21 protein-coding genes are annotated in these 11,637 nt (G+C 40.0%); 4 read left to right on the forward strand and 17 right to left on the reverse strand.

What is annotated here, in order from left to right; all coding sequences use genetic code 11:
* Positions 1–10 precede the first annotated feature (10 nt).
* From rpsH to rpsJ, 16 genes are all read right to left on the reverse strand, one after another.
* Complete coding sequence (rpsH, locus tag B0169_RS15580) at positions 11–400, reverse strand: 30S ribosomal protein S8 (protein WP_143323570.1); 390 nt, start codon at positions 398–400, stop codon at positions 11–13.
* A 19-nt stretch (positions 401–419) separates the two neighbouring features.
* Entirely contained in the window at positions 420–725 is a 306-nt protein-coding gene (gene rpsN, locus B0169_RS15585; protein WP_077287479.1) for a 30S ribosomal protein S14, read from the reverse strand.
* A 4-nt stretch (positions 726–729) separates the two neighbouring features.
* Complete coding sequence (gene rplE, locus B0169_RS15590; protein ID WP_077287481.1) at positions 730–1,275, reverse strand: 50S ribosomal protein L5; 546 nt, start codon at positions 1,273–1,275, stop codon at positions 730–732.
* A 12-nt stretch (positions 1,276–1,287) separates the two neighbouring features.
* Complete coding sequence (rplX, locus tag B0169_RS15595; protein ID WP_077287483.1) at positions 1,288–1,602, reverse strand: 50S ribosomal protein L24; 315 nt, start codon at positions 1,600–1,602, stop codon at positions 1,288–1,290.
* A gap of 12 nt (positions 1,603–1,614) precedes the next feature.
* A complete protein-coding gene (gene rplN, locus B0169_RS15600) occupies positions 1,615–1,983 on the reverse strand; it encodes a 50S ribosomal protein L14 (protein ID WP_077287485.1) in 369 nt (122 codons plus the stop codon).
* Positions 1,984–2,382: 399 nt separating this feature from the next.
* Entirely contained in the window at positions 2,383–2,634 is a 252-nt protein-coding gene (gene rpsQ / locus B0169_RS15605; RefSeq protein ID WP_077287487.1) for a 30S ribosomal protein S17, read from the reverse strand.
* Entirely contained in the window at positions 2,634–2,825 is a 192-nt protein-coding gene (rpmC, locus tag B0169_RS15610; RefSeq protein WP_077287489.1) for a 50S ribosomal protein L29, read from the reverse strand. Before rpmC ends, rpsQ begins: the two co-directional genes overlap by 1 nt.
* Positions 2,825–3,238 carry a 50S ribosomal protein L16 gene (gene rplP, locus B0169_RS15615; RefSeq protein ID WP_077287491.1) on the reverse strand — a complete coding sequence of 138 codons (414 nt, stop codon included), beginning with the start codon at positions 3,236–3,238 and terminating at the stop codon, positions 2,825–2,827. Before rplP ends, rpmC begins: the two co-directional genes overlap by 1 nt.
* A gap of 11 nt (positions 3,239–3,249) precedes the next feature.
* Positions 3,250–3,948: a 30S ribosomal protein S3 gene (gene rpsC / locus B0169_RS15620; protein WP_077287492.1), complete on the reverse strand. Its 699-nt coding sequence runs from the start codon at positions 3,946–3,948 to the stop codon at positions 3,250–3,252.
* An 11-nt stretch (positions 3,949–3,959) separates the two neighbouring features.
* Positions 3,960–4,292: a 50S ribosomal protein L22 gene (rplV, locus tag B0169_RS15625; RefSeq protein ID WP_077287494.1), complete on the reverse strand. Its 333-nt coding sequence runs from the start codon at positions 4,290–4,292 to the stop codon at positions 3,960–3,962.
* Between the two features lie 10 nt (positions 4,293–4,302).
* Positions 4,303–4,578: a 30S ribosomal protein S19 gene (gene rpsS / locus B0169_RS15630; protein WP_077287496.1), complete on the reverse strand. Its 276-nt coding sequence runs from the start codon at positions 4,576–4,578 to the stop codon at positions 4,303–4,305.
* Between the two features lie 28 nt (positions 4,579–4,606).
* On the reverse strand, positions 4,607–5,431 hold the full coding sequence (gene rplB, locus B0169_RS15635; RefSeq protein WP_077287498.1) for a 50S ribosomal protein L2: 825 nt from the start codon (positions 5,429–5,431) through the stop codon (positions 4,607–4,609).
* Between the two features lie 12 nt (positions 5,432–5,443).
* Complete coding sequence (rplW, locus tag B0169_RS15640) at positions 5,444–5,746, reverse strand: 50S ribosomal protein L23 (protein ID WP_077287500.1); 303 nt, start codon at positions 5,744–5,746, stop codon at positions 5,444–5,446.
* Positions 5,743–6,348 carry a 50S ribosomal protein L4 gene (gene rplD / locus B0169_RS15645; RefSeq protein WP_077287502.1) on the reverse strand — a complete coding sequence of 202 codons (606 nt, stop codon included), beginning with the start codon at positions 6,346–6,348 and terminating at the stop codon, positions 5,743–5,745. The genes rplW and rplD overlap by 4 nt, the downstream gene beginning before the upstream one ends.
* A 15-nt stretch (positions 6,349–6,363) precedes the next feature.
* Positions 6,364–7,002, reverse strand: a complete 639-nt coding sequence (rplC, locus tag B0169_RS15650) for a 50S ribosomal protein L3 (protein ID WP_077287504.1) — start codon at positions 7,000–7,002, stop codon at positions 6,364–6,366.
* A gap of 13 nt (positions 7,003–7,015) precedes the next feature.
* The gene (gene rpsJ, locus B0169_RS15655) at positions 7,016–7,327 is read right to left on the reverse strand and encodes a 30S ribosomal protein S10 (protein WP_070375080.1); all 312 of its coding nucleotides are present in this window, start codon (positions 7,325–7,327) and stop codon (positions 7,016–7,018) included.
* A gap of 605 nt (positions 7,328–7,932) precedes the next feature.
* On the opposite strand from rpsJ, the gene fusA reads away from it, so the two are divergent.
* The 4 genes from fusA to B0169_RS19745 all read left to right on the forward strand — a co-directional run bounded on the left by fusA (position 7,933) and on the right by B0169_RS19745 (position 11,465).
* The gene (gene fusA / locus B0169_RS15660; RefSeq protein ID WP_077287506.1) at positions 7,933–10,029 is read left to right on the forward strand and encodes an elongation factor G; all 2,097 of its coding nucleotides are present in this window, start codon (positions 7,933–7,935) and stop codon (positions 10,027–10,029) included.
* Between the two features lie 648 nt (positions 10,030–10,677).
* On the forward strand, positions 10,678–10,971 hold the full coding sequence (locus B0169_RS15665) for a hypothetical protein (protein ID WP_143324307.1): 294 nt from the start codon (positions 10,678–10,680) through the stop codon (positions 10,969–10,971).
* A complete protein-coding gene (locus tag B0169_RS19655; RefSeq protein ID WP_268875729.1) occupies positions 10,958–11,089 on the forward strand; it encodes a hypothetical protein in 132 nt (43 codons plus the stop codon). Before B0169_RS15665 ends, B0169_RS19655 begins: the two co-directional genes overlap by 14 nt.
* A gap of 169 nt (positions 11,090–11,258) precedes the next feature.
* Complete coding sequence (locus B0169_RS19745; protein ID WP_280522518.1) at positions 11,259–11,465, forward strand: HAMP domain-containing protein; 207 nt, start codon at positions 11,259–11,261, stop codon at positions 11,463–11,465.
* Positions 11,466–11,532: 67 nt separating this feature from the next.
* Here the strand turns inward: B0169_RS19745 and B0169_RS15675 are convergent.
* A partial coding sequence (locus tag B0169_RS15675; RefSeq protein WP_077287512.1) for an EF-Tu C-terminal domain-related protein occupies positions 11,533–11,637 on the reverse strand: 105 nt, incomplete at its 5' end.

An 11,637-nucleotide genomic window follows, 5' to 3' on the forward strand; every position in this document is an offset into this window, starting at 1 on the left:
TTCTGCTCCTTTACTCTACGAAACCAAGAACTTCACCGCCAAGACCCGCATTGCGAGCGGCGCGATCAGTCATTAGACCTTTAGAAGTAGAAATAATAGCGATACCCATGCCTGCTAATACTTTAGGAAGCTCTTGAGCACCTTTGTATACGCGAAGACCTGGACGTGAAACACGTTTGATCACTTCAATTACTTCTTTACCTTCAAAATATTTCAATTCAACAGTTAACTCAGGCTTAGCACCTTCAGCAACTGAAAACTCTGAAATGTAACCTTCTTCTTTAAGCAAGTTGGCAATTGCAACTTTAACCTTTGAAGATGGCATTGTAACTGCAGTCTTTGCTGCAGATTGACCGTTGCGAATGCGTGTAAACATATCCGCGATAGGATCAGTCATCATAACCATTTACTCCCGTGAATTACCAACTAGCTTTCTTAAGACCTGGAACTTCACCGCGCATCATAGTTTCACGCAATTTAATACGGCTTAGACCGAATTTACGTAAGTAACCATGTGGACGGCCAGTAATATTACAACGGTTACGTTGACGACTACTGCTCGAATCACGAGGTAATGCTTGAAGTTTCAATACAGCATCCCAGCGTTCTTCTTCAGAAGAATCAACACCAGAGATGATAGCTTTTAGTGCGCTACGCTTTTCAGCGTATTGTGCAACTAATTTGGTTCTTTTAGCTTCACGAGCTTTCATTGACGATTTAGCCATAACTCTACACCTTCTTCTTAAATGGGAAGTTGAAGGCAGTCAATAATGCATGACCTTCTTCATTGTTCTTCGCACTTGTAGTGATAGTGATATCCATTCCGCGAATTTTATCGATTTTATCGTAATCGATTTCAGGGAAAATGATTTGCTCACGTACGCCCATGCTGTAGTTACCACGACCATCGAATGACTTAGGATTCAAGCCACGGAAATCGCGGATACGAGGAATAGAAATAGAGATTAAACGCTCTAAAAATTCCCACATACGTTCGCCACGTAGAGTTACTTTTGTGCCAATAGGGTAGCCTTCACGAATTTTGAAGCCCGCAACTGATTTGCGTGCAACTGTCGTGACCGGCTTTTGACCTGAGATTGCAGTAAGATCATTTGTGGCGTGTTCTAGTACTTTTTTATCAGCAATAGCTTCACCAACACCCATGTTAAGGGTGATCTTTTCAATCCGAGGGACTTGCATGACACTTTTGTATTCAAACTTCTTTTGAAGCTCTGCAACAATTGTATCGTTGTAAAAATCATGCAGTTTCGCCATCGTTTACTCCAATTAAATTAATTCGTTATTAGATTTGAAAAAACGAACTTTTTTGCCGTTTTCATCTCTAAAACCAACACGATCTGCTTTGCCAGTAGCTGGGTTAACAATCGCAACGTTGGATACATTTAAAGGTGCTTCTTTTTCAACAATTCCACCAGGCTGCTGTAACTGAGGTACAGGCTTAGTGTGCTTCTTGATTAAGTTGATACCTTCAACAAATACTTTGCTTTCTTCAACAAGAACTTTGGTCACTTTACCAGTTTTGCCCTTGTCTTTACCTGCAAGTACGATTACTTCATCATCACGACGAATCTTAGATGCCATTATCGTGACTCCTTATAGTACTTCTGGTGCTAATGATACGATCTTCATAAATTTCTCATTACGAAGTTCACGTGTCACAGGCCCGAAAATACGAGTACCAATTGGTTGTAAGTTAGCATTTAACATTACAGCCGCGTTTTCATCAAAACGGATAGTTGAACCATCTGTACGACGAACACCTTTCTTTGTGCGCACCACTACCGCAGTTAATACATCACCTTTTTTAACCTTGCCGCGAGGATTTGCTTCCTTCACTGCAATTTTGATGATGTCACCAATGCGTGCGTAGCGACGGTGCGAGCCACCAAGAACCTTTATACATTGTACACGACGAGCGCCACTGTTATCAGCCACGTTCAATTGTGATTGCATTTGGATCATTTATATTGCTCCGCTAATTATCTTTTACACATATGAAAAGATAGAAATTTAAGGCCAAAAATTCGACCCGTCACTGCCTTTTACCACCTACCCATAACGAGCGGGCGCGAGATTATAACACCGGTTATTCAAAAGTGATACTAAATTTAGCTAAAAAATGAACACTAAAGTAAGTTAGCAATGCATAATCAGAATTTAGGCTATAAAATATGACGGTGTTCAGTAGCAAGAAATACCTGTCATAACAATTTTAACATCTACAAAATAGCCTAAATCACTAGCTGATAAACGAAATTACTATTTTTTGAATCAACACACATATTATTTACTTAGGCAAATAAAAAGGCCCTGCCGAAGCAGAGCCTTATTAAAGTACTTATTGTGATTTAGATTAAGCGATTAAGCTTTTTCTAAAACGTCAACCAAAGTCCAAGATTTACTCTTAGAAATTGGAGCACATTCACGAATAGATACTAAATCACCCGCTGCACATTGGTTAGTTTCATCATGTGCTTTCAACTTAGTTGAACGCGTCATGAACTTACCGTAGATTGGGTGCTTTACACGTCGTTCAATTAATACAGTGATAGACTTATCCATTTTATCACTGATAACACGACCTTGTAGTGTACGAATTTTAGCTTCGCTCATTACTTACCTGCCTTTTCAGTTATGATAGTCTTAACACGTGCAATATTGCGACGTACTGTTCTTAGCAAATGAGTTTGTGCTAATTGGCCAGTGCTTGCTTGCATGCGATAGTTAAACTGTTCGCGTAGCAATTCAAGCAATTCAGCGTTTAGCTCTTCAATGCTTTTTTCTTTCAATTCGCTTGCTTTCATTACATCACCGTTCTAGTTACGAAAGTTGTTTTGAAAGGAAGTTTAGCTGCTGCTAAAGCAAATGCTTCACGAGCAATCTCTTCCGAAACACCTTCCATTTCATAAAGAACACGACCAGGTAGAATTTGGCATACCCAATATTCCACTGAACCTTTACCCTTACCCATACGAACCTCAAGAGGCTTTTTAGTAATTGGCTTATCAGGGAATACACGGATCCAGATTTTACCTTGACGCTTCACGTGACGAGTCATTGCTCGACGAGCCGCTTCAATTTGACGCGCAGTCATACGACCACGTTCCATTGATTTTAACCCGAAAGTACCGAAGCTAACTGAGCTACCAGTGTGTGCAAGACCACGGTTACGCAGTTTAAATTGCTTACGGAATTTAGTACGTTTTGGTTGTAACATAACTTATTCCTCTACTTACTGGTCTTGCGGTTAGTTTTTCTTTTAGGCTTAGCTGCTGGTTGCTCAGCTTGTAATGGCATATTACCAATTACTTCACCTTTAAAGATCCACACTTTGATACCGATAACACCGTAAGTGGTATCAGCACGCGCAATTGAGTAATCAATGTCAGCACGTAAAGTGTGTAATGGAACACGACCTTCACGGTACCATTCAGAACGTGCAATATCTGCACCGCCTAAACGACCACTAACTTCAACTTTAATACCCTTAGCACCTAAACGCATTGCGTTTTGTACTGCACGTTTCATCGCACGACGGAACATTACACGACGTTCTAATTGACTAGCAATGCTGTCAGCAACAAGCTGCGAATCCATTTCTGGCTTACGAACTTCAGCGATGTTGATTTGAGCAGGAACACCAGCAATTTTAGAAACCGCTAAACGTAATTTCTCTACGTCTTCGCCTTTCTTACCGATTACAACACCCGGACGAGCCGTGTGAATTGTAACGCGGATAGATTTAGCTGGACGCTCAATTACGATTTTTGATAATGATGCACGCTTAAGCTTTTCAGTTAAATATTCACGAACCAAATGGTCACCGTGTAAATTAGCTGCGAAATCTTTAGTACTTGCAAACCAAGTAGACGCGAAAGGTTTCGTGATACCTAGGCGTATACCATTTGGATGGACTTTTTGACCCATTCTAATATCTCCTAGCTATCAGATACAATCACAGTAATGTGACTTGTACGCTTAAGGATACGATCCGCGCGACCTTTCGCACGAGGCTTAATACGTTTCATTGTTGGACCATCGTCAACCATAATAGTTTTTACGATAAGCTCATCAATGTCTGCACCTTCATTGTGTTCTGCGTTAGCAATCGCTGAATCAAGTACTTTTTTAACCAAAACAGCAGCAGACTTGTTGCTGAATGTTAAGATTTCAAGTGCTTTTTCAACGTGTAAGCCGCGGATTTGATCCACAACTAAACGTGCTTTTTGCGCTGAACCACGGGCAAATTTATGTTTAGCAATAGCTTCCATCTAATTTCCCCTATCTCTTCGCTTTCTTATCCGCGACATGGCCACGGTAAGTACGAGTTGGTGCAAATTCACCTAATTTGTGACCGATCATTTCATCAGTTACAAATACAGGTACGTGTTGACGGCCATTATGGACGGCAATGGTCAATCCGATCATGTTTGGTATGATCATTGAACGACGGGACCAAGTTTTAATTGGCTTTTTATTCCCGCTTTCCACCGCTGTCTCTACCTTCGTCAACAAGTGTAGGTCTATAAATGGACCTTTCTTGAGAGAACGTGGCATGGTGATTCCTCTTTAATTATAAGTACTATTATTTAGTACGACGACGTACGATAAATTTATCGGTACGCTTGTTAGAACGAGTCTTGTAACCTTTAGTTGGTACACCCCAAGGTGATACCGGGTGACGACCGCCTGATGTTTTACCTTCACCACCACCGTGTGGGTGATCAACTGGGTTCATGGCAACACCACGAACAGTTGGGCGAACACCACGCCAGCGTGATGCACCTGCTTTACCCAAAGAGCGAAGCATGTGTTCAGCGTTGCCGATTTCACCTAAAGTAGCACGACAATCTGACTCAATTTTACGCATTTCACCAGAGCGAAGACGTAAAGTGACATAAGCACCGTCTTTAGCAACTAGTTGAGCATAAGTACCAGCAGCACGTGCGATTTGAGCACCTTTACCTGGTTTAAGTTCGATTGCGTGAACAACACTACCTAATGGTGTGTTGCGAAGTGGTAAAGTGTTACCCGCTTTAATAGGAGCATCTACACCAGACTGGATTGAATCACCAGTTTTTAAGCCTTTAGGGGCTAAGATGTAACGACGTTCACCATCTGCGTAAAGTACAAGTGCAATGTTTGCACTACGGTTTGGATCATATTCCAAACGCTCAACTTTTGCAGGGATACCATCTTTAGTACGCTTAAAGTCGACCATACGGTAATGGTGCTTGTGACCACCACCAACGTGACGAACTGTAATACGACCAGTATTGTTACGACCACCAGATTTAGACTTAGTGTCTAATAATGGTGCGTAAGGCTTACCTTTATGCAACTCCGTGTTTACCACTTTAACAACGTGGCGACGACCCGGAGAAGTAGGTTTACATTTAACTATAGCCATTTTCGTAAACTCCTATGATTCCGCGCCGACGAAGTCGATGTCGCTGCCTTCAGCAAGAGTAACGTATGCTTTTTTCCAATCGCTTCTGCGACCAAAACGAGCACCAGTACGTTTCACTTTACCTTTAACATTTAATGTGCGAACACCATCAACTGAAACTTCAAAAAGTTTCTCAACAGCAGCTTTGATTTCAGCTTTAGTAGCAGTAGTAGCAACTTTGAAAACAACTGTGTTGTTTGCTTCAGCGGCCATTGTGCTTTTCTCAGAAATGTTTGGTGCCAAAAGCACTTTCAGTAAACGTTCTTCGTTTATCATCCTAACATCTCCTCAAGTTGTTTAACTGCAGTAGCAGTCATCAAAACTTTTTCGAAACCAACCAAGCTAACTGGGTCAATACCGTCTACGTCACGTACGTCAACTTTGTATAAGTTACGTGCTGATAAGAATAAGTTCTCATCAAGCTCTGGAGTAACGATCAATACGTCTTTTAACTCCAAACCGTTTAGTTTAGCTACTAACTCTTTAGTTTTTGGTGTTTCAACTGTAAAATTTTCTACCACAACTAAGCGTTCTTGACGAACTAACTCAGAAAGGATGCTTTTAATCGCACCACGGTACATTTTACGGTTAACTTTTTGGCTGTGATCTTGTGGCTTAGCAGCGAATGTTACGCCACCAGTACGCCAGATTGGACCACGAGTTGTACCAGCACGAGCACGGCCAGTACCTTTTTGACGCCATGGTTTTGCGCCACCGCCGCTAACTTCTGAACGAGTCTTTTGAGCACGAGTACCAGCACGAGCACCAGCTGCATAAGCAACTACTACTTGGTGTACAAGAGCTTCATTAAACTCAAGTCCAAAAGTTGTTTCAGAAACTTCAAGAGCGCCTGAAGCGTCTTTTAATGCTAATTCCATCACAAATCTCCTGGACTAGGCTTTAACAGCTGGTTTAATGATTACGTTGCCGTTGATTGCACCCGGAACCGCACCTTTAATAAGGAGCAAGTTACGTTCTGCATCGACACGAACCAATTCAAGGTTTTGCGTAGTAACTTTCGCAGCACCCATGTGACCAGACATTTTTTTGCCTTTGAAAACACGACCTGGTGTTTGACACTGGCCGATTGAACCGTTTGAACGGTGAGAGATAGAGTTACCGTGAGTAGCATCTTGCATGCTGAAATTCCAGCGCTTAATACCACCTTGGAAACCTTTACCTTTCGAAGTACCGGTTACGTCTACTAATTTCGTGTCATTGAATAACTCAACAGTAATTTCACTGCCAGTTTCAAGACCTTCACCTTCGTTTTCGTTTAAGCGGAATTCCCACAGGCCACGACCTGCTTCGATACCAGCTTTAGCGAAATGTCCGGCTGTTGGCTTGTTAGTACGATTAGCTTTTTTGCTACCCGTAGTAACTTGAAGCGCTGAATAACCATCATTGTCAACAGTTTTAACCTGAGCAATACGGTTCGCTTCAACTTCTAGGACGGTTACAGGAGTAGATACGCCATCTTCAGAGAAGATGCGAGTCATACCCACTTTACGTCCAACTAGACCTATAGTCATGTTAAAACTCCTATTAACCCAAGCTGATTTGAACGTCAACACCAGCTGCAAGGTCTAAACGCATTAATGCGTCTACAGTCTTCTCAGTTGGTTCTACGATATCAATCATGCGTTTGTGAGTACGAATTTCGTACTGATCACGAGCATCTTTGTTTACGTGTGGTGAAGTCAAGATAGTGAAACGTTCCTTGCGAGTAGGAAGTGGAATTGGACCACGAACCTGTGCGCCAGTACGCTTAGCAGTATCAACGATTTCAGCTGTTGATTGATCAATCAAACGATGATCGAACGCTTTCAAACGAATGCGAATTCTTTGATTTGACATTAAGACAAATCCCCATTTTAAAGAACAACAAAATACTGCCCATCACCTTTTTTATGAAAAGGGGGGAGTATCGCTATAACATTCAACTCCAAATCGGAGTTGCTGTGTTGTTAACTATTTAGTTATAAAAACTAATATGTTAACTAATTATACGAAGAGTTTAACTCGACGTGGAGCGGTATTATACAGAGAAAGACGATAATTTCAACTATTATTGTAAACACTTGGTTATTCGCTTCCCGAACTAATACTGAGAAACTATATCTTCAGCTAGTGATTAATACTCTCGATGAGGATTTGCACTAATAACAAATCGCATACTTGAGTTACTTATAGCTGCACATCATATCTAATGCTACTTGGATGCAAATTTTTACATTCAGTTTCACCTATATATTTTACCCTATAATAAGCAGAACAATTAAAATATATCTGAGGTGTTGATGGTCCTGCCAAATATCATCCTTCTAGAATAATGACAAATCACGAGACTCGTTTTAATAAAATTGACAAACATCAAAATTTTTTTATGTCGATTTTAATTAAGTAATGTTATACTCGCGCGCAAATTTTCAACAATTCATTTTCATAAATAGAGTAACGTAATGGCAGATTTAGCTAAATACAGAAATATTGGTATCTTCGCTCACGTTGATGCTGGTAAAACAACGACAACAGAACGTATCCTTAAACTAACCGGTAAAATCCACAAAACTGGTGAAGTACATGATGGCGAGTCAACAACTGACTTCATGGAACAAGAAGCTGAGCGCGGTATTACTATCCAATCTGCTGCTGTTACATGTGAGTGGAAAAAACATCGTTTTAACGTAATCGACACTCCTGGTCACGTTGACTTTACAGTTGAAGTTTATCGTTCACTTAAAGTGCTTGATGGTGGTGTTGGTGTATTTTGTGGTTCTGGTGGTGTTGAGCCACAATCAGAAACTAACTGGCGTTATGCAAACGACTCTAAAGTTTCTCGTTTAATTTTCGTTAACAAGCTAGACCGTTTAGGTGCTAACTTTTACCGTGTAACTGACCAGGTTAAAAAAGTTTTAGGTGCTCACCCACTTATTATGACTTTACCAATTGGTGAAGAAGATGACTTCGTAGGTGTTGTTGATGTATTAAGTCAAAAAGCTTACATTTGGGATGACACTGGTCTTCCAGAAAACTACGAAATCACTGATATTCCAGCAGATATGGTTGATGATGCTGCTATTTACCGTGAGCAACTAATCGAAACAGCATTAGAAGCAGATGAAGATCTGTTAATGGACTACTTAGAAGGTGAACTTACACCTACTGATGAACAAATCAAAGCTTGTATTCGTAAAGGTACACGTGAAATTATGTTCTTCCCTACTTACTGTGGTTCTGCTTTCAAAAACAAAGGTATGCAGTTATTACTTGATGCTGTTGTTGATTACTTACCTTCACCTACTGAAGTTAACCCACAACCTTTAACAGACGAAGCTGGTGAGCCAACGGGTAAATTCGCTATCGTTGATACTAAAGAAACATTCAAAGCATTAGCATTTAAGATTATGGATGACCGTTTCGGTGCCCTAACCTTTATTCGTGTTTACTCTGGTGTATTGAAAAAAGGCGATACAGTATTAAACTCATTTACAGGTAAAACTGAGCGTGTTGGCCGTATGGTTGAAATGCAAGCAGATGACCGTACTGAGTTAACTGAAGCACAAGCTGGTGACATTCTTGCAATCGTTGGCATGAAGAATGTACAAACGGGTCACACATTATGTGATGTTAAAGATCCATGTACACTAGAAGCTATGGTATTCCCAGAACCAGTAATCTCTATTTCTGTTACACCTAAAGATAAAGGTGGCTCAGAAAAAATGGGTATTGCAATTGGTAAAATGGTTGCTGAAGATCCAACTTTCCAAGTTGAAACAGATATCGATTCAGGTGAAACAATCCTTAAAGGTATGGGCGAGCTTCATTTAGATATTAAAGTAGACATACTTAAGCGTACTTACGGTGTTGACTTAACAGTTGGCAAACCTCAAGTTGCTTACCGTGAAACTATTACGCAAGAAATTGAAGATAGCTACACGCATAAGAAACAATCTGGTGGTTCTGGTCAATTTGGTAAAATTGATTACCGTATCCGTCCAGGTGAGCCAAACTCAGGTTTCACATTCACTTCTAAAGTTGTTGGTGGTAACGTACCTAAAGAATTCTTCCCTGCTGTTGAGAAAGGTTTCAAGAGTATGATGGATACTGGTGTATTAGCTGGCTTCCCTGTGCTAGATGTTGAAGTTGAACTATTTGATGGTGGTTTCCATGCGGTCGATTCATCTGCTGTTGCATTCGAAATTGCTGCTAAAGGTGCTTTCCGTCAATCAATTCCAAAAGCTGGTGCTCAGTTAATTGAACCTATCATGAAAGTTGATGTGTTCACTCCTGAAGATCACGTTGGTGATGTTATTGGTGATTTAAACCGTCGTCGTGGCATGATTAAAGATCAAGAGCCTTCTTCTACTGGTGTTCGCATTAAAGCTGATGTACCTCTTTCTGAAATGTTTGGTTATATCGGATCTTTACGTACTATGACATCTGGCCGTGGTCAATTCTCTATGGAATTCTCTCACTACATGCCTTGTCCTAACAACGTAGCTGAAGCAGTTATTGCTGAAGTAAAAGAACGTGAAGCGGCTAGTAAAAAGAAATAATTTTTCTTTTTATCTAAACGCAAAAAAGGATGCTTAAGCATCCTTTTTTATTGTCAAAAATTTATTAATTTACTATGTACAAAATCCAGTCATATACCGCAGCACATGTTAGCGTTTTCTAAGTATCTATGTTTACTGATTATTTCCAGAGCTTGGTGGCATTAGACTACTAATAATAAAACAATAGACTAGAGTGCAGGTAGTTTCAGGTGTACTATTTTTATGACGCTCAATATTAAGTCAATTTGTGATTACTATATCAGGTGCAGTTGCTGTTTTTTTAATCATCGCTTCTTTTTTCATTTTATCAAAAATGAGTGACTATAAACTCAGGCAAGTTATTGCAGGCATGTAAAATAGTGTCACAATGCGTTCAACTAAAGTAAAAAACTTATTTATAGCAAAAGCTCAGATCAATAATAGCATCTTTGCTAATCCGCAGGTTATTGATTAGTTTTCCACTTACAAGCAACGTTTGAGCAATATTACTGATAACAAGCAGTATCAAGATTTAACTCGTTATTTTAAATACTTCTCCACCCAAGACATTGCCATAAAAAGTGTATTTTTTGGTAGTGGGAATACTCATGAGTATTTCGATCTAAACGGTCGATATAATGATGCACATAATTTTACCAATCAGCACCCATGCGGCGTGATGACCTACCACAAGGGAAGATGTACATCACTGCTCCTGCCGTCGACAATAATGACGGTTCAATTTCAGCAACTATTACTTTACCCTACTATTTAGCGAATGGAAAATTGCTAGACATAGGTGCTATGGACATATTGATCAGCACTATAGGTAAAGATTTGCTAGCACCCACTAAATACAAAAATGAGGGTCAAGCATTCTTAATAGCTGATATCGCAAAGCTGGTGTTTTTCCTAGGCTTTAATGATACATTTCAACCAGATGACACTTATGGCCAGTATTGATGAGCATTTTCCTGATACGTCTGGTTTCGAACAATTACAAAGTACTGTTGCACACCTTACTGCCGACATAGCTAAAGTAGCATGGCGTGGTACAAATTATCAGGTAGCCTTTAATTAAGTTTAATGTGACTACCCTTCGATGAATTGGAAGCTTATTTTTGATACCCGAGTAACTGCTAACTGAACCCGTTAAAGCAGCTTTTAGATGCTCTATTGCCATTGTAATCGCCATTATTTTAATGATTGCTATAGTGATATAGCTGAGTGTTTTACCTTTTGTTAAAAAGATAACAAGATTACAAGATGCAATGAAAAACATTGCTGAAGACTATGGTGACTTGACTCAAAGAATAGCTCCATTGAAGAACGCTGAGATAGGTAAACTTGTAGATGAATTTAATATTTTTGTCGAATCTATTCAGGAACTGGTCAAACAAATAGTCGTTACAACGCACCAAAAACTCGACACCAAGCTTCTTAGGATAAACCCTTAAACTAGCTCCACTGAAAACAAAAAAGGATGCCGAAGCATCCTTTTTTAAGTTCTAGTGTGGTCTAAAATTAAGCAATAATTTTAGATACAACACCAGCACCAACTGTACGACCACCTTCACGAATCGCGAAGCGTAAACCTTCGTCCATCGCTACTGGGTTGATAAGCTCTAC

The sequence above is a fragment of the Cognaticolwellia aestuarii genome (genome assembly GCF_002000025.1).
In the GTDB taxonomy this organism is placed as follows: Bacteria; Pseudomonadota; Gammaproteobacteria; order Enterobacterales; family Alteromonadaceae; genus Cognaticolwellia; species Cognaticolwellia aestuarii.